Genomic DNA, 23,108 nt, shown 5'->3' on the forward strand with positions numbered 1-23,108 from the left:
AATTGCGCATGAAGATCGAAAAAAACACTGTTGTATCTCTACGTTATAAATTAACGGATGCCCAGAATAATGTTATCGAGGAGCCGGACTCCCCGATGGTATACCTGCACGGCGGTTACGAGGGTACTTTTCCGAAGATTGAGTCCTTGTTGGATGGTCAGGATATTGGATATGAAGCCAGTATTCAGTTGGAGCCTAGTGAAGCCTTTGGTGAATACGACCCTGAATTACTCAAGATTGAACCCCGCGGCCGCTTCCCTGAGCCACTCGAGGTGGGCATGCAATTTGAGGGCGTTCCCGACGCTCAAGAGGGGGATGCGGACGAAGACGGGGAGAGGCAAGAGAGCACTCTGGATGATGATGCCTTGATTTACACCGTAACGGATGTTGCTGATAGCCAAGTGATTTTGGATGGCAACCATCCACTCGCAGGCATGGCCTTACGCTTCTGGGTGCAGGTAGAAGATATCCGTGCGGCAACAGAAGAAGAGATTGAAAATCGCTATCCCGAAAGTGGCCAGGGGTTTGCGTTTGGTATGCCTCATCTCGATGATGATGATGATGGTGATGGTGACGAGGGTGATGAAGTTGGTGGAGATAGCTGTGCTCATCAAACGCATTTAGGTGGCGCTAACCCAACATTGCATTGAATTGGTCTGTAGAGCTAACTATAGATCGATTTCTTTATTCCTTGATTATTTTTTGTAATCCCTAGTAATTCTCATCATTCCTTAAGCCATTCCTTCAAGGCGCCCAGATCACGTTGGGTGTCGCTGGTAACCCCTATATTTTGTGGTGTATTGCTTAATCTAGCCAACGCTTTTTCAAGTGCTACGATCTTTGCCTCTTGCTCGAGGGTGGCATCAATCAAACCTTTCAGAGCCATCGATACTGGGTCATCTACATTGGGCGTCACACCATAAGCAGAGAAATATTCTTTTGCCTTGCTATCAGCGCTGGCAATCTGCGGTAAATCTGGGTGCAAGACACGGGCTGGTATTCCAACAGCAGTAGCCCCAGCAGGGATTTCTTTGAGCACGACTGCATTGGATCCAACCCTGGCACCATCGCCGACAGTAAATCCACCTAATACTTTTGCACCAGCGCTGATCACAACACCTTTGCCTAATGTGGGGTGACGTTTGACGCCTTTGTAAAGGGAGGTTCCGCCCAGCGTAACGCCCTGATAGATGGTGCAGTCATCACCGATTTCAGTGGTTTCACCAATGACGATACCTAAGCCATGATCTAAAAAAACGCGACGACCGATGATCGCACCTGGATGAATTTCAATGCCTGTAATAAAGCGGGCCAGCATTGACAGTAAACGAGCAATCCATTTAAGACCGGCATTCCAAAGGGCATGTGAAATCCGGTGAATCCAAACAGCATGTAAACCTGGGTAGCAGGTAATGACCTCAAGACGATTGCGGGCCGCAGGATCACGAACAATGATGGAGTCGACTTGGTCGAAAAGTGAATTAAACATATACCCAATTTTAACGGCAAACGTCTAGGCAGATTTCTTAAGGAGCATTTGCTTGGCAATACCGCGTAGTAGGTCAATCTCTTCCTTATGAAGACGACTTCTAGCGAATAGGGCTTGCAGGCGTGGCATGAGCTTTTTAGGGTTGGCAGGGTCAAGATAGCCAATGGACTCAAGACCCTCTTTCAGGTGATCTAGCATCGCAGCTACAGCTGCAGGGTCTGCATAACCCTTTAAATCTACGCTGATATCGCTTTCAGTGAGTTTATTGCCCAAGGTCTCCCTTAGGGTGTAGGCGCAGACCATGACCGCTTGAGCGAGATTTAAAGAGGGGTAGAGCGGATTGGCATCTAGCCAAACTCTGTGCGTGCACAGCGATAAATGCTGGTTGTCTAGCCCAGTCCGCTCTGGGCCAAATAGTAAGGCTACCTTTTGCCCACCCTGAATTGCGGCCCCGACCAACAGGCGTGCTGCATTCCAGTCTAGGGCGGGCGGACCAAATTCACGATCACGGCTAGTAAGCCCCAATACTAGGGAGCATTCTTGAACACTGGATTCCAGTGATAGAGATTCTTGACAGGCCCCTAAAACATCGCCTGCACCACTGGCAAGCGCAATTGCTTCTGCTTGATGGGCAACACCCGGTATCTTGGGGTCAACTAGACGTAGATCACCAAATCCCATTGTTTTTAATGCACGCGCTGCTGAACCCACATTTCCGGGATGACTAGTCTGGACAAGGACCCAGCGTAAGAGTTGAGCTTGGTTTGCATTCATAGAGGGCGAGCTTATCGTATTTAGTGAGGACTTGGGAGACGATCGTTTAGAATCAGGGTGTTAGCTCCATATTGTCACGCAGTTCGCAATCTGGTGAGCTTGTTCTTATTTAATTTGTCCATCAAAACTATGCATCCCATGTTAAATGTGGCCGTTAAGGCTGCCCGTCGTGCCGGAACCGTGATTAATAGAGCTTCTCTTAATTTAGAGCGCCTTCAGGTTGACCGTAAACAACATAATGATTTCGTAACTGAGGTGGACAGACAGGCTGAAGCAGCCATCATCGAGACGTTGAGCGAAGCTTATCCTACGCACGGATTTTTAGCAGAAGAGACGGGCGCTCAAAACATTGAGGCGGAGAATGTTTGGATTATTGATCCGCTAGATGGCACCACCAACTTCATTCATGGCTTTCCGCAGTATGCAGTGTCCATTGCACTGTCCGTTAATGGCGTAACTCAACAGGCAGTTGTTTACGATCCAACCCGTGATGAGTTGTTTACAGCCACTCGTGGTGCTGGCGCCTACTTAGATCGTCGGCGTTTACGTGTAGCCACTCAAGACCGTTTATTTAATTGCTTGCTTGGCACAGGCTTCCCCTATCGTGAAGATCAAGACTTAGAGAAATATTTAGAGATCTTCGCCGATATGTCGCGCCAGTGTGCTGGCTTACGCCGCCCTGGTGCAGCATCTTTGGACTTAGCCTATGTTGCGGCTGGTCGCTACGATGGATTTTTTGAGAGTGATCTTAAGCCATGGGATATGGCGGCGGGCGCGCTGTTGCTCACGGAAGCTGGCGGATTGATTGGCAACTACCGCGGCGAAGAGGGGTTCTTGCAAAGCGGCGAAGTGATGTGCGCTAATCCGCGTATTTTTGCTCAGATGGTGCAATGCCTATCCAAATACTCTAATTGCTAGAGATTCATTAGACCCTAAACTAGATTAGGCTTTGACAAGGCTCACGTAGCGCAAACCTGCCTTGTCAATCTGCAGAGCACTTGCTCTAGGGAGCGTACTTTCTGGGTGATCTAGATCCCAATCCGATAATACCCAACGTTGCCACGTTTGGGCATCTAGGTTTTCTTGATGATGCGCAGGTAAGTGGGTATGGCCATGTATCAACCGGTCTGTATTTTGGTCTCTCAAAACCGCAGCGCAGGCCGCGAGCGTTACATTAGTTTTCATTCGCGCAAACTCTGAAGACTGTTGAGCGCTACGTTGGTACTGTATGCCGCTATTACTGCGTAAGTGATTGGCGATTGAGCGACGCCAATTCAGTGGCATTGCTAAAAATAACTTCTGAACCCATGGCTTACGAACCCAGGTTCTAAATACTTGATAGCCTACATCCGCAGTGCACAGAGAGTCCCCATGACACAAAACGTAGTCATGTCCAGCAATCTTTACCTTGCTAGGGTCTGATAGTAGAGTCAAACCCGTTCTACTGAGAAATTGCTTACCAATCAAAAAGTCACGGTTGCCGTGGAGGTAATACGTTTTCACTTTAGTCGAAAGCGTTGCGAGCGCACGCTGCACCTCTAATTGAAACGGAGAGTGCAACGCTGCATCATCGCCAACCCAATACTCAAATAAATCACCCATAATAAACACCGCCTCTACTTTTGGCGCCTCTTTTTCACAAAAGTCGAAAAAGCGTTGCGCCGTTAAAGGCATCGATGGAGTGAGGTGTAGATCAGAGATGAGCAGAGCGCTCGCGTATTGCGCGATCATTCTTCGAGAACAGTTGCCTTCTCAATCAGTACATCTTCCGCTGGAACATCCTGATGAAAACCAGAGCTAGCAGTTTTTACTTTGCGGATCTTATCAACGATGTCCAAGCCATCAGTTACTTTGCCAAAAACAGCATAGCCCCAACCCTGGGCATTTGGTGCCGTATGGTTTAGAAAGTCATTGTCATTGACGTTAATAAAGAACTGAGCTGTTGCTGAATGCGGGTCGCTAGTACGTGCCATTGCTACTGTACCGCGCTCATTTTTGAGGCCATTGTTAGCCTCATTTTCAATAGAGGCGCCAGAAGATTTTTCTTTCATACCTGGGCTCATACCGCCACCCTGAATCATAAAATTATCAATAACGCGATGGAAGATAGTCCCATCATAGTGGCCACTTTTAACGTACTGTAAAAAATTAGCAACACTTTTAGGTGCTTTGACAGCATCTAAAGTAAGGGTGATATCACCATGATTGGTTTTGAGTAAGACTTTAGCCATGATTGAATTTACTTTCTGATTGGTTGGGAGTTGGTGAGTAGTTAGCAGTAAGTGCTGTATGGAGTTTAGTTTCAATATTTATTTTGCAATAGGGGCAATATTCGTTTGCACAGGCTTCTTAGGAGGCTTGAGAATTTCCAATAGGGCTTTTGCTTTGTTGCTGTATTGGCGTTGATTAATTGGCGCGTCTTTTGCAGCATTGTCATATGCCTGTGCACCAAGGCGTATGTACACCTCACCTAAATTTGCAGACGCAATTACATAGCTGGGCCTTAATTTGAGGGCAAGCTCTAAATAGTCTCGTGCCTCAATCCAATTCTTTTGATTTGCGGCCAAAGCCGCTAAATTGTTGTAAGGCTCTGGTAATTCAGGAAATTGCTGAGTAATTTCAATTAATGTTTTTTTCGCTGGTTCCCACTGCTGCATTTCAATTTGCATGCGGGCTTTTACATAGCGTAACTGCACATTACCAGGAGTCTTTTTAAGGCGTTGATTGATGAGCTCTATAGCCTCAGGGTATTGCTTGGCTTTGACTAGCCTTTCAATGTCTGCTGGAACGCCATTCTTGGTCACTGGATCAGGTTCTATGATCAAAAAGGACAAAAAGGGGACGCCAATAGAGTCCGAAAGCTCGGAGTTGAATGGGTCATACCCAGAGCTATTTGACGTCATTCTGGGCGGGTCATTCGGTCCATATGAGCCAATATAGGGAGCTGGGCGCTCCACTTGTGCCCCAGCAGTGCTGGAAGTATTGGCTGCAGAAGTTGCAGAAGCCACATTCATACTATTGAGCGCCTTAATTTCCGCATCCGCCAGCTGCTGGCCTGGAGTACTGCAAGCACCAAGTAGAAAAGTCAGCATGGCGTAGCTTAAGACCCTCAATAGGGTGGTACGGCTAGTTAGAGTCTTAGCAAGGGGGTTGGCTGGCATAGGAGATGGGGTAAGAAACGGACTCATTAGATATACTCAGCGCTCAGTCTAACAAATTAGCAACACTTGCCCCTTTAAAGCCCCCCTATGCTGCAAATCTATAACACTCTGAGTCGTTCAAAACAGGTCTTTAAGCCTATCGAGCCTGGCAAGGTCAAGATTTACGTCTGTGGCATGACGGTTTATGACTTTTGTCACATAGGTCACGCCCGGGTGATGATCGTATTTGATATGGTGGTACGGTGGCTTAGGGCTACCGGCTTTGAGGTAACGTATGTTCGCAACATTACGGATATAGACGATAAGATCATTAAGCGGGCAATTGAAAATGGGGAGCCCATTGCCGCCCTAACGCAGCGTTTTATTGATGCCATGCATGCCGATTCAGATGCGTTAGGCCTCATCTACCCCGATGAGGAGCCTCGGGCTACTGACTTTATTGCGCAAATGCAGGGCATGATTGGCAAGCTCATCGAAAAAGAGCTGGCCTACCAAGCGGAGGATGGCGATGTGAACTTTGCCGTGCGTTTATTTCCAGAATATGGTCGTCTGTCTGGTAAATCGATTGATGAGTTAAATGCCGGTGAGCGGGTTGCGGTTGGTGGTGTCAAAAGAGACCCGCTGGACTTTGTTCTTTGGAAAAGTGCCAAGCCAGAAGAGCCAGCAGATACGCGCTGGAATTCTCCTTGGGGTGAGGGTCGCCCGGGCTGGCATATTGAGTGTTCTGCGATGTCATGTGACTTGCTTGGTAAGCATTTTGATATTCATGGCGGTGGCGCTGATTTACAGTTCCCTCATCACGAAAATGAAATTGCGCAAAGCGAAGGTGCCCTATATGGTCAACAACATACTGCTGCGGACCAGCCCTTTGTAAATTACTGGATGCACAACGGCCACATCCGAGTCAATGAAGAAAAGATGTCCAAATCATTGGGTAATTTTTTCTTAATTCGGGATGTTTTAACGCGCTTTGATCCAGAGGTACTCCGCTTTTTTATATTGCGCGCCCATTATCGCAGCCCTATTAACTATAGCGATGTACAGTTAGAAGAAGCGCGTGCCGGCTTAGTTCGCTTGTATACCGCTTTGCTACAAGCTTCACCAGCTCAGGTTATCCTTTTGGATCCTAACTCTGCCTTAGTAAAACGTTTTTCTAGTGCGATGAATGATGACTTCAATACTTCTGAAGCCATTGCAGCCTTGTTTGACCTTGCTACTGAAGTGAATCGTGCAGAGGGTGCGGAAAAAATTCAACTAGCAAGTACCTTAAAAACATTAGCAGCGACCTTAAATTTTCTTCAGCGAGACCCAACATCGTTTTTACAATCTACCGTTCCCAGCCACGAGAGTGGCCTAACAAATGAATTGATTGAAGAGCAGATTGCAGCACGGTTAGCGGCTAAGCAAGCGAAAGATTTTTCGAAGTCAGACCTCATTCGAAAGACTTTGCTAGAGCAGGGTGTAGTACTGGAGGATAAGCCTGGTGGCGTCACTGAGTGGCGCAGAAGCTAATAAATCGCTATGGGTGGTGAGTAATAAATGAAAAGACAATAACAAACAATAAACAATAAACAACAAACAAAAACAAACGACTAACGACAAACAATGAATTTATTTTGACTCAAGTAGCAATCATCGATATTGGGGCAGCTACTGCATTCTTGGAGGAAATCGCCCCAGAATATTGGGAGCAGGCCTGTACTGAGCTAATGAAGCAAGACCGCATCCTTAAAAAGTTAATTCCTAAAATTGGCCCTGGATTTTTGAGGACTCGTGGCGACGCTTTTTTGACATTAGCCAGATCTATTGTTGGACAGCAAATTTCAGTGGTGGCGGCTCAATCGGTTTGGAATAAAGTGCTCATTGCCCTGAAAAACAAAGTCAGCCCCAAGACGATTCTTGCATTGCCTATTGAGAATTTGCGTGCCTGTGGTCTGTCTGGCCGTAAGGTGGAATACATACGTGATTTGGCTGCGCATTTTGATTCTGGCCAGTTGCATGCCGGTCAATGGAAGGGCATGGAGGACGAGGCCATCATTAAGGAGTTAAGCGCCATTCGGGGGGTAGGTCGCTGGACAGCAGAAATGTTCCTCATTTTTAATCTAGTACGGCCCAATATTCTCCCTTTAGATGATGCGGGCTTAATTAAGGCTATTTCTCTCAATTACTTCAGTGGGGAGCCTGTTAGTAGGCATGAGGCTCGTGAAGTAGCGGCAAATTGGGCTCCTTGGCGCACGGTTGCCACATGGTATATGTGGAGAAGTCTCGACCCCGTGCCCGTAGACCATTAAAATCAAGCAATGAAAACGACTTTCCTGGATTTTGAGCAATCAATCGCTGAATTAGAGGCAAAGATTGAAGAGCTACAGTTTGTACAAGATGAATCATCCGTGGATATTTCAGATGAAATTAAAACGCTGTCTGAAAAAAGTCAGCAACTGACTAAGGATGTCTATGCCAATCTGACTCCTTGGCAAGTCTCCCAAGTGGCTCGTCATCCGCAACGACCTTACACCCTAGACTACATTAATGCACTCTTTACTGATTTCCATGAATTGCATGGCGATCGTAATTTTGCCGATGACCAATCTATTGTGGCCGGCCTAGCCCGATTCGATGCCAAGCCTTGTATTGTCATTGGGCATCAAAAAGGCCGTGATACTAAAGAGCGTGCTCTTAGAAATTTTGGTATGAGTCGTCCCGAGGGCTATCGCAAGGCGATGCGCTTAATGCGTTTGGCGGAGAAATTCACAATACCGGTATTTACATTTGTGGATACACCGGGAGCATTTCCTGGAATTGATGCGGAAGAGCGCAATCAATCTGAGGCGATTGGCCATAACCTGTATGTTCAGGCAGAATTAGAGGTTCCCATTATTGCCACCATCATTGGTGAAGGTGGCTCGGGTGGTGCATTAGCGATTGCCATGGGTGATGTAGTGCTGATGCTGCAAAATTCCACCTACTCGGTCATCTCCCCTGAAGGCTGCGCCTCCATTCTTTGGAAAACAGCTGAAAAAGCGCCTGAAGCAGCAGAGCAACTTGGCTTAACTGCGCAACGCCTAAAGACACTAGGCTTAATTGACAAGATTGTGGCCGAACCTACTGGTGGAGCACACCGGGACTACGAAGTGATGATGAGTAACCTGCGTAAGGCTTTAGCGGACTCTCTAAAGACTTTTGAAGGCATGAGGGTGGAAGCATTACTCGAGCGACGTCACGAGCGCCTGATGGGCTATGGTAAGTTCAAGGAAATCGAAGCCAAGTCCTGAGGCGGGCAAACGAATTGCAGTTGCCTTAAGTGGCGGCCTCGATTCGGTTGTTCTTCTCGACACCGTCTGTAGGGCCAGCAGAAATACGGGTATTCAAAACACCGCTATTGCCCCTGAAATCTGGGTATTTCACATCCACCATGGTCTGCAAAAGCAAGCCGACCAATGGCTAGTCTTTTGTGAAAAAATAGCTAAAAAATATCAAGTGCATTTTGATTTTCGTCTGCTGCATTTTCAAAAAGCCAACGAGGGTAATGTTGAGGCGAGAGCCAGAGCAGGGCGTTATGAGGCATTGACTGAGCTATGTCTTGAGTATGGTATTGAGGATTTGCTTTTAGCGCATCATCAAAACGATCAAGCAGAAACAGTATTGCTGCAGTTATTACGTGGCGCTGGTGTTGCAGGCCTATCGGCCATGCCTGATAAGCGCCCTCTCAATGGGTCCAACAAGGTGAAGACGGTTACTTTAAAGCGCCCACTACTGAATCAAACCAGGGCCGAGCTTGAAGCGTACGCAAAAAAATATCGGCTTCAATGGATTGAGGACCCTAGTAATCAAAGTAGGCGTTTTAGACGTAACGCAATTCGTCAGGAAATCATTCCCCGGCTTGCTAAAATACAGCCTGAGGCTATTGCTAATTTAGCGCGTAGTGCAGAGCTCCTGGCTCAATCCCAACAATTATTAGATCGCTTGGCTGTTCAGGACGGTAAGTCAGTCTTGCAAAAAGAGAATTTAAAGCTGGCACCACTTTTAGCTCTAGCAAAAAAAGACTTACCAGCAGCCAACAATCTGATGCGCTATTGGCTAAAAAATAACTGCTTATCAATGCCCTCACAAGAGCGTTTGGATTCTTGGTGGCGTGACTTAATAAAGGTCGGGCTTGATGCCTCTTTGGAGTGGCAGCACGATGAAGCCAGCATTTACCTTTGGCGTGGTCTTTTGCGGGTGGCTAGAGTGGAGTCTGGTAGATGGATTTTTAAAACAATTCCGATAAAAAGTAAAAAACAGGGGTTCGCATTTGCCTGGGTAGATGAGGCGAGACAAAAAGGCCTTATTCAACAAGTCGATCGTAAGGGTGCCGAGAAGATTCAAATCAAGGCGAATACCCCGCGTAAAACGCTTAAAAACCTCTTCCAAGAATCTAACGTGCCTCCTTGGGAGAGAAATGCCCCCTTACTCTTTATTGATGACCAACTTGTTGCTGTTGCTGGTGTGGGCGTCAGTTATCCACATCTAACGGCTATGGGAATGCGGGTGCTTCCAGAGTGGTCAGTGTACAAAAACCTGTAAAATAAGCTCCTTTGAGGGTCTGGTAGCTTCCTTTGCCGCATCATCGATAGAAAAATCAAAATAATCAGAATAAATAGAAGATTGCTCGTATGGCTTTAATCGTTCATAAATATGGCGGCACCTCAATGGGCTCAGTAGAGCGCATTCAAAATGTGGCCAAACGCGTCGCTAAGTGGATGCGTGCTGGCCATCAAGTTGTTGTCGTTCCGTCAGCGATGTCTGGAGAGACCAATCGATTACTCGGCTTAGCTAAAGAAATTAATCCTGACGCTAATCCGCGAGAGCTTGACCAAATTGCCTCAACAGGTGAGCAAGTGAGCTCTGGATTGTTGGCTTTGGCTTTACTCCGCGAAGGAATTGATGCTGTGAGTTACGCTGGGTGGCAGGTCACGGTGCATACCGATTCTGCATTCACCAAAGCCCGGATTAAGAGTATTGATGATCAGAAAATTCTGGCGGATCTTAACGCTGGCCGTGCTGTAGTAGTAACTGGTTTTCAAGGGGTCGACCCCAATGGAAATATTACAACCTTAGGCCGTGGTGGCTCAGATACTTCAGCAGTGGCTATGGCTGCGGCCCTCAAGGCGGATGAGTGCCTAATTTATACCGACGTAGATGGTGTTTACACCACGGATCCCCGTGTCTGTGAGGATGCCCGCCGCTTGGACAAGATTACCTTTGAAGAAATGCTGGAAATGGCTAGCTTGGGTTCTAAGGTATTACAGATTCGCTCGGTTGAGTTTGCCGGGAAGTACAAAGTTAAAACCCGTGTTCTGTCATCCTTGACAGATCCACTGATGCCCCTCGACGTTGAGATGAAGTCGGGCACCTTGATTACATTTGAAGAGGACAGCACCATGGAAGCCGCCGTTATTTCCGGTATCGCCTTTGCGCGCGATGAAGCCAAAATTACCGTATTGGGTGTTCCTGATCGCCCTGGAATCGCTTATCAAATTCTGGGTCCGATTGCTGATGCCAATATTGATGTTGACATCATTATCCAGAATCAATCTTTTGAAGGCAAGACAGACTTTACCTTTACAGTGCCACGGGCTGACTATCAGAAAGCACTAGATTTACTGAAAAAGAATGTGCAGACCCACATAGAGGCAAAAGAGATTACTGGTGATCCAAAGGTTTCTAAAGTCTCTGTTGTTGGTGTTGGCATGCGCTCTCACGTTGGCGTTGCTAGCAAAATGTTCCGCACCTTATCAGAGGAGGGCATCAATATCTTGATGATCTCCACTAGTGAAATTAAGATTTCAGTCGTGATTGACGAGAAATATATGGAATTGGCTGTACGTGCCCTGCACAAGGCCTTTGAGCTAGACCAGAAGTAAATACCGCTTTATATGCCCCCATCAAACGGAATCCGTTAAACTGTGGGTCGTAGTTTGTAATACAAAGAATGAATACGGAGACGTGGCCGAGTGGTCGAAGGCACTCCCCTGCTAAGGGAGCATTTGCTCAAAAAGCGAATCGGAGGTTCGAATCCTCTCGTCTTCGCCAGGAAATACCTAAAATAAGGGTTTGTAGAGATACAAACCCTTATTGCTTAGTTTTTCTGGCATAGTTTTTTGCACCTTCAGCCCTAGCAAGAAAATCCATGTCTCTGCCCATCTTGTACTCTTATCGTAGATGCCCCTTCGCTATGCGGGCTCGCATGGCTTTGCAGTATGCAGGTATTGCAGTTGAGCATCGAGAGATTTCATTAAGGGATAAGCCACAGTCTATGCTCCTGGTTTCTCCAAAAGGAACGGTTCCAGTGCTGTGGATTGACGACATAGTCTTGGATCAAAGTCTGGACATCATGCAGTGGGCACTCGAAAAATCAGATCCAGATGACTGGAATATGGTTGATCAACTAATATCGCAAAGCTGGATTGAAAAGAATGACGGGCCTTTTAAAAAGATTCTGGATCAGTACAAATACCCCAATCGATATCCAGACTTTAGCCATGCAGAAGTTTTGAGAGCTGCAATGGAGTTGATGTTACGGCCAATGGAGTTAACGCTTCAGTCCAGTCAGTTTCTATTGGGAAATAAAACATCCTGGGTAGATATCGCCATATTCCCATTTATTCGGCAGTTTTCGATGGTGAACCCATCAGAGTTTTCAGGCTTGCCATTATCAAGAACTAAAGAATGGCTTGCTCATTTTTTGCAATCCGAACTTTTTGGCTTGGTGATGCATCAACATCCTGTCTGGGTAGAGTAGTAATCTTTCCAGGAGTGATGGAATTTTTAGCTTCAATTTAGTGCATATTTGTAGATAAATAGTACTTACGTACAAATTACTGGATTTTTGTTGAAAATAATGGGCAATCTTCCTTCGACACCATATTTTTTACAGCATCGTTGTGAGTGATCTAAATCAACATTCTCTAAATGAAATATTGCTACACTGTTTTCAGGTAGTAGTTTAGATAACGTAACGGGAGATTAGTCATGAAATTCATTGTTTCCGCTTTAGCCCTTGTTTTATGTTCAGGCATATCTGTAGGCGTATCCGCTAAAGATACTGTCAAAATTGCTTATATCGGGCCTTTGACTGGTGGAGTTTCTGCCAACGGTATCGGCGGTCGAAATTCTGCAGATCTTGCAGTCCGGCTTAAAAATCAAGATCCGAATGCAAAATATAAGTATGAATTAGTGTCTGCTGATGATGAGTGCAAGCCTAACGTTGGCGTGCAGGTAGCTACAAAGATAGCTGCTGACAGCTCTATTATCGCTGGTGTTACTCATTACTGTTCAGCAGTGGCTATGAGTACTGTTGATGTTTATCACAAGTTTGGCTTGCCAGTAATGGTGTGGGGTGCTGTTTTGCCTGAGATTACTTATGGCAATGACTATAAAGAGGTGCATAGAGTGAATGGCACCATGATTAATCAAAACGAAGTTGCTGCTAAATTTTTGACTGGTTTAGGTTACAAGAAGTGGGTGATTATTCACGACACAACTGACTACGGCAAGGGACACAACAAGTACTTTACTCAATACCTAACCAAGAATGGCGGCCAAATTTTGGGCACATTCGGAGTAACGGCGGATCAGCAAGACTTTACTGCTGAGCTGACTAAGATTAAGGAGCTTAAGCCTGAGGTTGTTTACTTTGGCGGACTAACTCCTATTGGTATCCGTATTCGCACGCAAATGGATCGTTTAGGCATCAAAGCGGTTTTCGAAGGTACGTCTGGTATTAAGTCTGACGCTTACATTGAGGGCCTCGGTAAATTATCAGAGGGGTCTTTGTCTTTTATTGAGGGCGCTCCATGGGAGAAGTTGCCAGGCGGCTTAGCATTTACAGCTAAATACAGTCAGCAAAAATATCCTGATGCACCTGAGGCATATGGTCCATTTGCCTATGCTGCTGCCAATCTTATTATGGATGCGATTGAAAAGGCGGGGCCTAATCGCAAGAAGGTCATGGAAGTGTTAAATAAAACGAATAACGTTGAAACAATTATTGGTACCGTAACCTTTGATGATCGTCGCCAAAACATCGTTCCTTTGATCTCTAAATATGTTGCCCAGGATGGAAAATGGGTTGTCTGGGAAGATAGCCTGTATGCCAAAAAACAGCGTAAATTAGGTCAATAAATAGCGTAGCTTGTACCCATTTATTAATTTATTTTTAACTAAAGTAATGAGAGTGATAGTGCATGTCGTTTGATATCCTTTTGCAGTATCTGCTTAACGGTTTGATGTTGGGCGTTATCTACGCGATTGTTGCGGTAGGTTTCACTCTCTACTTTGGTGTGTTAGATGTCATCAAGTTCTCTCATGGCGATATTTTGATGGTGGGGGCCTTTGCTGGCCTCACTGCTTATATCGGCATTGCTGAGACATTTCAATCTCCCTGGTTGCAGCTTTTGATGATTGTCATCATTAGTCTTTCTGTTGCAGCTTTTTTGGGCGCCGTTATAGCGCGCTATTTAATTCTCCCATTACAAAAAGCGCCGCCGATCAACACATTGTTGGTTACGTTAATGCTTGGATTAGCATTGCGAGAGGCGGTACGCCTGTTTTATCCTAATGGCTCAAATCCAAAGCCTTTTCCAAGGTTGTTACCAACTGAGGGTATTACCCTAGGCGATTTTATATTGAGGGCGGATAGCTTAATTTTGTTGTTAACCGGGATTATTAGTATTGTTGCCGTTCAACGTTTAATTACTCGCACCAAAATTGGCTTGGCCATCAGAGCGGTCGCTCAAGACAGTGAAACCGCTCGCATTATGGGCATTAATTTTCAGAAAATTGTATTGATCACCTTTATGTTGGGCTCAGCGTTGGCAGCTTTGGCCGGAGTTATGAATGGCCTCTACTACAACGAAGTGAACTTTGGTATGGGTTTGTTGCTCGGTGTTATTGGATTTTCTGCTGCGGTAGTTGGTGGCCTAGGGAACTTCTACGGCGCTATTGTGGGCGGCTTTCTATTTGCGGCCCTGCAAACAATTGGTGCAGTGTTATTGCCCGCAATTTTGCCCAGTGTTCCCAGTGCATACAAAGACGTATTTGCATTTGCAGTGATTATTATCATTATGGGATTAAAGCCAACAGGCTTAATTTCTGAAAAATCTAGCGAACGGGTGTAATCATGAAGTTACTATTAACAACGTTTGCTGTGTGTTTAATTTATAGCAACTTATTGCTGGGCTCTGAAAATCAGATCGAAGTAGGAGCTTTGGTTGTCTTGGCGTTTGTAATTAGTATCATCGGGAAAAAGATGGGGTTAATGGAGCGTCTTGCAGCTGCGGTGCGACAGCATCCCCAGTTTCCAGCTTACGCCTCTATTGCTGGGGTATTAATTACCATGGTGGTATTTCATGATGCACATTTTGCGTTACTAATGCTCGCAACCGTATTGATTTATTCCATAGTATGTCTTGGCTTAAACATCCAATTTGGTTACGTCGGTATCGTGAACTTTGCTGGGGCTGCATTTTTTGGTATTGGTAGTTATACGGCTGCAGTGTTGGCAATGCATACTAATGTGCCCCACATAGCGATCTTATTTTTGGCTGCCGGTATCTCAGCTTTGATTGGTTGTATTGTTATTTATCCTGTCCTCAGGACTCGGGGTCACTATGCCGCTTTAGTGACGATTGCTTTTGGTATCTTATTCAGGAATTTTCTTGAGGTAAACGATACTCTCGGCGGTCCTCAAGGCTTAAAGATTCCTGCTTTTAATCTTTTTGGTTGGAATTTATCCGACGGATTTGATATTGGTGGATTTGAGTTTTCATTCTATATTCCATATTTATTGATTGCCTTAGTCTTGCTGATCTTTAGTTTCAAAATTACCCGAAATTTAGAGCGCTCTTGGGTTGGCTTAAGCATGGACATGGTTCGTACTGATGAGATTGCAGCCTCAACCTTTGGGGTCAACATTGCACGTTGGAAGATAGTGGCGTTTACTTTGGGTAATTTTATGGCTGGAATGGCCGGAGCGTTATACGGAATGATGACGGCTTACGTTGCCCCTAATAATTTCACCTTTGCCGATTCACTAATTCTAGTTTCCATCGTCATTTTGGGTGGCATTGGTAATCCCTGGGGGATTATTCCTGCAGCTGCGATTGTGGTGATCCTTCCGGAAAAATTGCAATTTATACAAGAATATCGTTTTCTACTTTACGCAATTGTTGTTATTCTCATTTTGCTATTCCGCCCTGATGGCTTGCTACCTCGCCGTATCCGCGCATATTTTCCAGATAAAAATAAGAGTGTGGGGGGTTCAAAATGAACCATCCTGCAAAAAAGATTTTAGAGGCTCATAACCTGACAATGCGTTTTGGTGGAGTCACTGCATTAGATTCTCTGAACCTGCATGTGAATGAAGGTGAGATTCTTGGTTTACTAGGTCCGAATGGCTCAGGTAAAACAACCTTTTTTAACGTGATAACAGGCCTTTATCGCCCCAGTTCTGGATCAGCTATATTTCGAGGCAAGGATATTACTGGTGCCTCTGCTCAGGATGTTTATCGCGAGGCAATAACGCGTACTTTTCAGCGCTCACGATTATCTTTACCATTAACGGTCTTTGATAATATTGCCATTGGAGACAACCGTCGTTTGGATACGGGTTTGTTTTTTAATCTTTTTCAACGCAAGCAATTTAAGTCAGAATATGACCAGGTTGTTGAGCAAGTAAATCAACTCCTACTGACTTTCAATCCAAACTTAGCTGCAAAAATATTTGAACCTGTTGCTAGTCTTCCTATGATTGATCGTCGTCGTATTGAGATATGTCGCGCCTTAATCAGTGAACCAGATCTCCTATTGCTCGATGAGCCATCGGCGGGCATGACTCATGACGAAACTGCTGAGGTTATGAACGATATCTTGCAGGTGCGAAGCAAAGTAAAGCCTTTTACGATTGTCTTAATTGAGCATGAAATGGGCCTAATTCAGCGCATGACTGAGCGCTGTATTGTTCTTAATTACGGTAAAAAAATTGCCGAGGGCACTTATGATGAGATTGTCAATAATCCTGAGGTACAAGTTGCTTATTTGGGCCAGGAATAATCATGAATTTATTAAAAATCCAGCACCTTTACACGGCCTATGATCGTATTGATGTTTTAGAGGATGTCTCTATTGAAGTTAGGCAAGGTGAAATTACCTGTATCTTAGGCGCGAATGGTGCTGGTAAGTCCACTTTAATTCGCTCAATATTAGGTTTAACGCCTGCAAATCGTGGGGAGATTCTTTTTAAAGATGAGGATATCTGCCGCCTTCCCTCGCACCAAATCATTGAGCGTGGAATTGCTTGTGTTCCTGAGGGGCGTAAAGTATTTCCGCGCATGACGGTCGATGAAAATTTATCGGCTGGCGCTTATCTTGTGAAAGATAAGCGGATTATTGAAGAGAGGCGTGCTCACGTTAAAGCTCTTTTTCCGAGAATGGCAGAGCGATCGACCCAGCTAGCCGGAACTCTATCTGGGGGAGAGCAAGCCATGCTTGCTATTAGCCGTAGCCTGATGAGCTCTCCTGATTTATTGATCTTTGATGAACCTTCTTTGGGGTTATCCCCCCTCTTTGTAAAAGAGAATTTTAAAATTATTAAAGAGATTAATCAGATGGGGACTACCGTTTTATTGGTCGAACAGAACGTTCGTCAAACGCTCGCTATTGCTCATCGTGGCTATGTTATTTCTAAGGGCTCTGTAGTGGCGCAAGGAAATGCTGAAGAGTTGATAGCAAATGCCGAAGTACAGGCCGCTTATTTTGGATAATTTATGCTGACATCAAGATTAAATCCCGTCGAACTTACTCAAGAGTTAGTTCGGTTCAACACAATTAATCCTCCTGGTAACGAAGATCAGATTTGTGAATATCTGCAGGGTATCTTGGAGACTGCTGGATTTGAATGCAAGAAAATTGAATTTGCCCCGCGCCGCACAAGTTTGGTAGCCAGAATTGGGGCCTGCAGCTCATCCAGCCCCAGCATTTGTTTTACTGGTCACGTTGATGTCGTTCCCTTAGGGGCTCGTGCATGGCAGTTTGAACCATTTGCTGGTTTGATTGAAGACGGTAAGTTATATGGTCGCGGCTCTAGTGATATGAAAAGTGGTGTTGCTGCCTTTGTTGTAGCAGCCGTTCAAACTGCTCAAATGACAAAATCAGGCGCTGGTGTCACTATGATCATTACTGCTGGTGAAGAGACTGGTTGCGAGGGCGCTTTTCATTTAGCCGCCAGTAAAGAGATTGTGGATTTTCTTGGTCCAGCAGGGTGCTTTGTTGTAGCTGAGCCGACGGCGAATGAACCGCTTTTGGGTCATAAAGGCGCTTACTGGCTCAAAGCTAAAACGGAAGGCATTACCGCTCATGGCTCGATGCCCGAAAGAGGTGATAACGCTTTTTATAAATTAGCCAAAGCAGCGCTGACTCTTGAGAAATTTACTTTTGATACTCCAGTTCACCCCTTAATGGGTCAGGGTACGTTAAATATAGGTACAGCAAAATCAGGAATTAATATTAATTCTGTTCCCGATGCTGCGGAAATGACGCTGGATATTAGGACGGTTGCAGGCCAAAGCCATTCCCATATTTATGGATGTCTATGCAAAGCTTTAGGATCGGCGGTGCAGCTCGATACGATTATTGATATCGAGGGCGTGTTCACGCCGGCCAATGATCCATGGATGGAAAAGGTTTTTGAGTGCTGCACTGCTATTAATGGGGTTCGACCAACAGAAAAGACCGTTTCATACTTTACTGATGCATCTGCTCTGAAGTCCGCTATTGGTAATCCACCAACAGTCATTCTTGGCCCTGGTCAGCCCGAGATGGCTCATCAAACTGACGAATTTTGCTATGTCAATAAAATTGAAGACGCTACAAAGCTGTTCAGTAATTTAATTTTAGATTGGCAGCAGTCTTAACTTAATTGCTCCTCTTTTCAATAGAGGCCTCCACAAAGGCGGCGATATTTAATAGCTTTTCATCATCCCGGTAATTTCCGATCAACTGAATGCCTAATGGTAGCCCTTTAGCGGATTTAGTAACGGGCAATGCAATAGCTGGCGTACCTATAAAAGACCATAAGGCGCAAAAGATAGGATTGCCAGTGAAATCTAAGCCCTTAGGGGCCTCGCCAGTTGCGGGCGCAGAGAGAATTACATCAAAGCGCTCAAAAATTTCACCAATAGATTGTCGTAATCGTTGTTGTAGTTTTTTTGCTTTGATATATTCGCTGGCGGTGTGATTATTTCCTTTTTGGGCTAACTCTTTCATATGAGTACTCATTAGCTCGGGGTATTTTTCAAAATGATGCTCGTGGATGACTGCAGCCTCACATGCCATTAATATATGTAGCGCTTGAATTCCATCCCAATAACCATCGGGCAAAGTGTAATCCTCAACAGATGCCCCCTCCGACTTCAGATTGCTTGCGACTGATTGAAGAACATCACTTTGCTCTTGGCTTAGTAAATCATCAAACGGTGTTTTCAATAAAGCAATGCGAAGCCTTCTGTTATCAGTATATTTCTCAAGTGGTTTTAGTGAGACATCCTCAATGACGATGGCATCCTCCTCACTAGGAGATATATTTTTTAATAGATTAAATGCGTAAACAATATCCTTAACGGATCGAGTAAAAAATCCGATATGGTCTAGCGAGCCTGATACAGGGTGTGCTCCGGCACGAGGTACGGCCCCAAAGCTAGCTTTAAATCCGACCACGCCACAAAATGATGCGGGTCGCACTATGGACCCTACGGTTTGAGAGCCGATTGCCAATGGAACAATTCCGCTTGCTACTGCCGCTGCAGAGCCACTAGATGAGCCCCCGGGTGTGTGTCCTCTGTTCCAAGGGTTGGTAGTTGCACCCGGGTGCTTCCAAGCAAACTCTGTTGTGACTGTCTTTCCAAAAACAACGCCACCAAGTGCCCGAATCTTTTGAACGATAGGGGCATCTTCCATAGGTATGTAGTTGCCGTAAATAGGCGAGCCATTCGTCGTTACAAAATCCTTTGTAGCAAGAATATCCTTTATTGCTACTGGTATACCCTTCAATGGGCCAGCGCCAGATTCATGAAGCATTTTTAGCAGGGGGCTGCGTACAGTAAATGCCTTGAGCGTTGACTCTAAGTCATCCGCGCGTCCCACGCACTGAGACAGATATGTTTGGATCGTAAGCTGTTTCCGCTCAATGAGTTCACAGGCCTCTACTAGTCCAATAAAAGGTTTCTTCATGAGAGTCATTGGTAGATATAAGTTTATAGAGTCTTCACTTTATCACTTTTAGTGCATCCGAAGTAGTTCGGCGTTGAGAGCGTGAGCTACCTATTTCCCACTGTGATTCTGGCGCAAAACGGAACTTTTTAATAATTTATAGATTTTATATCGCTAACTAGTAGATTTCCCTAGTATTCTATTTAACTATAAAGTTCACAACCTCACAACTTCACAACTTGTGTAGTATAGTAATGCCATGGGAGGTGAAATGAGAAAAGTAATACCAAAAACGCATCAAGCTTTGGATTGGATAGGGAAGGGTATGTCAGCTGCACAAGCTGCTAGAAAGATGGAAATATCAGAATCTAGCGTCTATGCCGCCCTAAGAAAGATGAAGGCAAAAGATTTAGGTTGCTGTCCAACATGTGGTCATAAAGTGAAGAGATAAAAAATGAAAAAGATTCTATTAGCCCTAGTTACTGCCTCAGTAGCTGCATTTGCGTATGCCAACAGTGCTTCTGATTCCTCGGAGTTATTAAGCCAGCAATGCAAGATTTCAGCCCAGGCCGTATCTTCCTTGAAAGAACTGCGCTATGGCAACACCTCAATCCGAAAAGATGTAACTGGGTTGATTAATATGAGTTTAAAAGTGCAGGAAAATAGAGATGCTGCTCAACAAACCCTCAATAAAATGGTGGACGATCGCATCAATACCATTTCCGCTTTAGAAGAAAAGTATTGCTCGGTTTAATTATTAGCAATTCAGCAATCAAATAATTAAGCGATCTAATGCCCAATTCATTTGAGTGCTCTGAGTGCGGTAATCCAAGGGTGATGTTAGATGACTGCCAGCACTGTGGCAGCAGCACACTTCCGGCAGTATTGATGGATACCCTCGTGCTTAACCTCAAGTTTGGTAGCCCCAGTGCCGAGGAGGCATTGGAGCGCTTGACTATTAGCTTAAGAAGAGCATCGGAAGTCGGTGTCAAAGTGATTATGTTGATACATGGCTATGGCGCCAGTGGAGAGGGTGGCTTTATCAAGCATGCCGTACATGCTGCGCTGGAGAGCAACTATTTCTCTGATCGTGTGAGCGAATACCATTATGGTGAAGAGACGGCATTTGGAAGTGAGGCCTATCACGCACTACTCAAGAGAAGACCTTCACTAAAGGGGTATCTGAAGCACTTTAAGCAGGGTAATGCCGGTATGACTGTACTCATATTAGGTATGTATGCGATCAATGCTTAGAATAGAGTAGTTAAATCCTTTTAATATAGGCTTTGGGAGAGAAAAATGACTACCAAAAAAGCAGCATTAGAGTCACACAAAGATATTGATCAAAGTTCTGAGCATTTAGTAGATGACTTTAAGGCCTTGATGGCTGATGCGGAAGCGTTGATTAAAGCAACTGCGCAACACGAAGAGGGGCCATTAAATGCTATTCGGGCTCGGGCGATCGAGACCTTATCAAGTGCTAAACAGAATTTAGCAACGCTGGAAGATGGCTTAATGGATAAAGCTAAGGTAGCTGCTGAAGGTGCAGATGATTTTGTTCATCACAAGCCATGGCAAGCTGTTGGTATTGCTGCTGGTGTTGGTGTTTTGATCGGCTTACTCATGAGTCGTCGATAGCTCGCCATGTCACAAGAAAATATGCTTTCTGCAGTCAAAAATCTGGTCTCCACTGCAGCCGCTATCACCCAGACCCGTTTAGAGCTTCTCTCAATCGATGTGCAGATTGCCCGTTCTCAATTTATGCGGCTGCTGGTTTTTATTAGCCTAGCCTTATTCTTTCTGTTTTTTGGCCTAGTCATGCTTGCCTTACTCATTGTGATTTATAGTTGGGAAACGAATCGTATGATGGCCCTAGGCCTTCTCAGTGGTGGATTTTTATCAGTGGGTTTAATCTTGGCTTTAGTAGTACTGCGCTCTTTAAAGACTATGCCCAAATTGTTTGAGTCATCTATTGCCGAGCTTGCTAAAGATCGCCAGGCGCTATCGAAATGAAGCATCCATCCTTAGCTGAGCTCACAGCTCGTCAACAATTGCTGCAGGCAAGGGCCGCCCAAGAACGCTCTGATTTTGCGCTACACTTTGAGCCTCTTGAGATGCCACTTTCTTGGGCGGATAAAGGGGTTGATGCCTTTCATTTCATTTCAAGCAATCCTTTTTTATGGAGCAGTGCATTTGCAGTGCTCGCGCACTACCGACCCAAATTAGCCACTAAGGCACTAGCAGTCGGTTGGGGCGCTATCAAATTATTCAAAACTGCCAAAAATCTCATCTAGATTTTTTCGTTGCTTTTATTTAGGCAATTAGTAGCGAGCGATTCACAATCCCATTTTTACTTAAAGTAGCACTGCCATCTAAACCAGCAATCTCTAAGAGCGTTAAAGCCCCGGCTAATGTAAAGCCTGCTTTTTTAAGTAGTAGGCTGGCCGCAACAATAGTGCCCCCCGTAGCCAGTACGTCATCCACGATCAGGACGCGGGCATCAGTAGGTAGGCTGGATTGCTGCAATTCGAGGCTGTCAGACCCGTATTCCAGGCCATAAAACTCCCGATGACTTACGAGTGGGAGTTTGTTGGGCTTTCTGGCTAAAGCAAGGCCTCTATGGGCATGATGCGCCAAGGCTGACCCAAAGATAAAGCCGCGTGATTCGATGCCCAGAATGTGGGTGTAATCCAATTGCTGTGCAAGGGTATTGAGCTGAGTAATTGCAGCCTGAAATGCCAGAGGATTGGCTAATAGCGGTGAAATATCCCTAAATAAAATACCGGGCTTGGGGAAGTCTGGGACTCCGGGTAGATAATCTAATAAATTCATTATTGGCCATCATGAAATCGAACCTACTTATTATCACCGCTTTAGAATCCGAACTCAGCCGTGCAGTATTGCCGCCAGGGGTAGGCATTATCTATTCTGGTATTGGTAAGGTGAATGCTGCCCTGATGACTTATCAGGCTATCGAGGAGTTTGAGCCAAAAAGAATCATCAATTTTGGCACGGCAGGTAAGGTGAATCTCGACCTTCATGGTTTATTAGAAATTGGCCAGGTCATTCAGCGGGATATGCAAACTGAGCCTTTGGCACCAAGAGGTCAGACACCATTTTGCCCAAGACCCCAGGTCTATCGATCTCCAGGAGGCATTCATATGTGTGGCACGGGCGATAGCTTTGTTACTGCTCATGATCCCTGGCTACAAGAGCAGGGGGTTGATGTTGTTGATATGGAGCTCTTTGCCATTGCAGCGACTGCCTATCAGTTTCAGATTCCGTGGCAATCGTTTAAATATATAACAGATGATGCCAATACCCAATCTGGCAATGATTGGCAGGAAAAGGTGAATGACGGCCAAGACGCTTTTCTTCTGAAGCTAAAAGAATTACTCTGAGCCTATTGTGACCAATCCCTTATTTCCTTGGCTTGATCA

General features: G+C 45.3%; 28 protein-coding genes and 1 tRNA gene. 22 read left to right on the top strand and 7 right to left on the bottom strand.

The window, feature by feature from the left end; translation table 11 throughout:
* The first annotated feature begins 8 nt into the window (after positions 1–8).
* Entirely contained in the window at positions 9–650 is a 642-nt protein-coding gene (locus tag B0G85_RS00330; protein ID WP_232725875.1) for an FKBP-type peptidyl-prolyl cis-trans isomerase, read from the top strand.
* Positions 651–724: 74 nt separating this feature from the next.
* On the opposite strand, the gene cysE is transcribed toward B0G85_RS00330, so the two are convergent.
* The gene (gene cysE, locus B0G85_RS00335; RefSeq protein ID WP_100378470.1) at positions 725–1,489 is read right to left on the bottom strand and encodes a serine O-acetyltransferase; all 765 of its coding nucleotides are present in this window, start codon (positions 1,487–1,489) and stop codon (positions 725–727) included.
* Between the two features lie 24 nt (positions 1,490–1,513).
* On the bottom strand, positions 1,514–2,263 hold the full coding sequence (locus B0G85_RS00340; RefSeq protein ID WP_100378471.1) for an RNA methyltransferase: 750 nt from the start codon (positions 2,261–2,263) through the stop codon (positions 1,514–1,516).
* Between the two features lie 129 nt (positions 2,264–2,392).
* Here B0G85_RS00340 and B0G85_RS00345 point away from each other — a divergent pair, with 129 nt between their 5' ends.
* Positions 2,393–3,181, top strand: coding sequence for an inositol monophosphatase family protein (locus B0G85_RS00345; RefSeq protein WP_100379117.1), 789 nt, complete (start codon positions 2,393–2,395; stop codon positions 3,179–3,181).
* 24 nt (positions 3,182–3,205) lie between these two features.
* Here the strand turns inward: B0G85_RS00345 and B0G85_RS00350 are convergent, their stop codons facing one another.
* The 3 genes from B0G85_RS00350 to B0G85_RS00360 all read right to left on the bottom strand — a co-directional run bounded on the left by B0G85_RS00350 (position 3,206) and on the right by B0G85_RS00360 (position 5,355).
* A complete protein-coding gene (locus B0G85_RS00350) occupies positions 3,206–3,994 on the bottom strand; it encodes a UDP-2,3-diacylglucosamine diphosphatase (RefSeq protein ID WP_100378472.1) in 789 nt (262 codons plus the stop codon).
* On the bottom strand, positions 3,991–4,494 hold the full coding sequence (locus B0G85_RS00355; protein WP_100378473.1) for a peptidylprolyl isomerase: 504 nt from the start codon (positions 4,492–4,494) through the stop codon (positions 3,991–3,993). The genes B0G85_RS00350 and B0G85_RS00355 overlap by 4 nt, the downstream gene beginning before the upstream one ends.
* A 78-nt stretch (positions 4,495–4,572) precedes the next feature.
* Entirely contained in the window at positions 4,573–5,355 is a 783-nt protein-coding gene (locus B0G85_RS00360) for a tetratricopeptide repeat protein (protein ID WP_198508659.1), read from the bottom strand.
* Between the two features lie 156 nt (positions 5,356–5,511).
* Between B0G85_RS00360 and cysS the strand changes: the two genes are divergently transcribed.
* The 13 genes from cysS (at position 5,512) to B0G85_RS00425 (ending at position 18,374) form a co-directional block, all read left to right on the top strand.
* A complete protein-coding gene (gene cysS, locus B0G85_RS00365; protein ID WP_100378475.1) occupies positions 5,512–6,936 on the top strand; it encodes a cysteine--tRNA ligase in 1,425 nt (474 codons plus the stop codon).
* 104 nt (positions 6,937–7,040) lie between these two features.
* Positions 7,041–7,715, top strand: coding sequence for a DNA-3-methyladenine glycosylase family protein (locus tag B0G85_RS00370; protein WP_232725876.1), 675 nt, complete (start codon positions 7,041–7,043; stop codon positions 7,713–7,715).
* 9 nt (positions 7,716–7,724) lie between these two features.
* Positions 7,725–8,696, top strand: a complete 972-nt coding sequence (locus tag B0G85_RS00375) for an acetyl-CoA carboxylase carboxyltransferase subunit alpha (RefSeq protein ID WP_100378476.1) — start codon at positions 7,725–7,727, stop codon at positions 8,694–8,696.
* A complete protein-coding gene (gene tilS, locus B0G85_RS00380) occupies positions 8,662–9,987 on the top strand; it encodes a tRNA lysidine(34) synthetase TilS (RefSeq protein ID WP_100378477.1) in 1,326 nt (441 codons plus the stop codon). The genes B0G85_RS00375 and tilS overlap by 35 nt, the downstream gene beginning before the upstream one ends.
* A gap of 89 nt (positions 9,988–10,076) precedes the next feature.
* Positions 10,077–11,327 carry an aspartate kinase gene (locus B0G85_RS00385; protein ID WP_100378478.1) on the top strand — a complete coding sequence of 417 codons (1,251 nt, stop codon included), beginning with the start codon at positions 10,077–10,079 and terminating at the stop codon, positions 11,325–11,327.
* A 76-nt stretch (positions 11,328–11,403) separates the two neighbouring features.
* Positions 11,404–11,496 (top strand) — tRNA-Ser (locus B0G85_RS00390).
* Positions 11,497–11,593: 97 nt separating this feature from the next.
* Positions 11,594–12,205 (top strand): glutathione S-transferase, encoded by a 612-nt coding sequence (locus B0G85_RS00395; RefSeq protein WP_100378479.1) that lies wholly within the window; start codon positions 11,594–11,596, stop codon positions 12,203–12,205.
* A 230-nt stretch (positions 12,206–12,435) separates the two neighbouring features.
* Entirely contained in the window at positions 12,436–13,587 is a 1,152-nt protein-coding gene (locus B0G85_RS00400) for a branched-chain amino acid ABC transporter substrate-binding protein (protein ID WP_100378480.1), read from the top strand.
* Between the two features lie 62 nt (positions 13,588–13,649).
* On the top strand, positions 13,650–14,582 hold the full coding sequence (locus B0G85_RS00405; RefSeq protein WP_100378481.1) for a branched-chain amino acid ABC transporter permease: 933 nt from the start codon (positions 13,650–13,652) through the stop codon (positions 14,580–14,582).
* Positions 14,583–14,584: 2 nt separating this feature from the next.
* On the top strand, positions 14,585–15,733 hold the full coding sequence (locus B0G85_RS00410; protein ID WP_100378482.1) for a branched-chain amino acid ABC transporter permease: 1,149 nt from the start codon (positions 14,585–14,587) through the stop codon (positions 15,731–15,733).
* Positions 15,730–16,515 (top strand): ABC transporter ATP-binding protein, encoded by a 786-nt coding sequence (locus B0G85_RS00415; RefSeq protein WP_100378483.1) that lies wholly within the window; start codon positions 15,730–15,732, stop codon positions 16,513–16,515. The genes B0G85_RS00410 and B0G85_RS00415 overlap by 4 nt, the downstream gene beginning before the upstream one ends.
* Positions 16,516–16,517: 2 nt before the next feature.
* Complete coding sequence (locus B0G85_RS00420) at positions 16,518–17,225, top strand: ABC transporter ATP-binding protein (RefSeq protein WP_100378484.1); 708 nt, start codon at positions 16,518–16,520, stop codon at positions 17,223–17,225.
* A gap of 3 nt (positions 17,226–17,228) precedes the next feature.
* Positions 17,229–18,374: a M20 family metallopeptidase gene (locus B0G85_RS00425; RefSeq protein ID WP_100378485.1), complete on the top strand. Its 1,146-nt coding sequence runs from the start codon at positions 17,229–17,231 to the stop codon at positions 18,372–18,374.
* A 1-nt stretch (position 18,375) separates the two neighbouring features.
* Here B0G85_RS00425 and B0G85_RS00430 read toward each other — a convergent pair whose 3' ends face one another.
* Positions 18,376–19,689, bottom strand: a complete 1,314-nt coding sequence (locus tag B0G85_RS00430; RefSeq protein WP_198508660.1) for an amidase — start codon at positions 19,687–19,689, stop codon at positions 18,376–18,378.
* A 250-nt stretch (positions 19,690–19,939) separates the two neighbouring features.
* Between B0G85_RS00430 and B0G85_RS00435 the strand changes: the two genes are divergently transcribed.
* From B0G85_RS00435 to B0G85_RS00460, 6 genes are read left to right on the top strand one after another with little or no spacing between them, the layout of a single operon-like run.
* Entirely contained in the window at positions 19,940–20,119 is a 180-nt protein-coding gene (locus B0G85_RS00435; protein WP_100378487.1) for a helix-turn-helix transcriptional regulator, read from the top strand.
* Between the two features lie 3 nt (positions 20,120–20,122).
* On the top strand, positions 20,123–20,422 hold the full coding sequence (locus tag B0G85_RS00440) for a hypothetical protein (RefSeq protein WP_100378488.1): 300 nt from the start codon (positions 20,123–20,125) through the stop codon (positions 20,420–20,422).
* Positions 20,423–20,460: 38 nt separating this feature from the next.
* Positions 20,461–20,922 (top strand): Smr/MutS family protein, encoded by a 462-nt coding sequence (locus B0G85_RS00445; RefSeq protein ID WP_100378489.1) that lies wholly within the window; start codon positions 20,461–20,463, stop codon positions 20,920–20,922.
* A 45-nt stretch (positions 20,923–20,967) separates the two neighbouring features.
* Entirely contained in the window at positions 20,968–21,306 is a 339-nt protein-coding gene (locus B0G85_RS00450) for an ElaB/YgaM/YqjD family protein (protein WP_100378490.1), read from the top strand.
* A 6-nt stretch (positions 21,307–21,312) separates the two neighbouring features.
* Positions 21,313–21,681 (top strand): phage holin family protein, encoded by a 369-nt coding sequence (locus tag B0G85_RS00455; RefSeq protein WP_100378491.1) that lies wholly within the window; start codon positions 21,313–21,315, stop codon positions 21,679–21,681.
* Positions 21,678–21,962 (top strand): YqjK family protein, encoded by a 285-nt coding sequence (locus tag B0G85_RS00460; protein ID WP_100378492.1) that lies wholly within the window; start codon positions 21,678–21,680, stop codon positions 21,960–21,962. Before B0G85_RS00455 ends, B0G85_RS00460 begins: the two co-directional genes overlap by 4 nt.
* Before the next feature lie 19 nt (positions 21,963–21,981).
* On the opposite strand, the gene B0G85_RS00465 is transcribed toward B0G85_RS00460, so the two are convergent.
* A complete protein-coding gene (locus B0G85_RS00465; protein ID WP_100378493.1) occupies positions 21,982–22,500 on the bottom strand; it encodes an adenine phosphoribosyltransferase in 519 nt (172 codons plus the stop codon).
* Positions 22,501–22,511: 11 nt separating this feature from the next.
* Here B0G85_RS00465 and B0G85_RS00470 point away from each other — a divergent pair, with 11 nt between their 5' ends.
* A complete protein-coding gene (locus B0G85_RS00470; RefSeq protein ID WP_100379119.1) occupies positions 22,512–23,069 on the top strand; it encodes a 5'-methylthioadenosine/S-adenosylhomocysteine nucleosidase family protein in 558 nt (185 codons plus the stop codon).
* Positions 23,070–23,108 lie beyond the last annotated feature (39 nt).

It is taken from the genome of Polynucleobacter brandtiae (assembly GCF_002797575.1).
Lineage (GTDB): Bacteria > Pseudomonadota > Gammaproteobacteria > Burkholderiales > Burkholderiaceae > Polynucleobacter > Polynucleobacter brandtiae.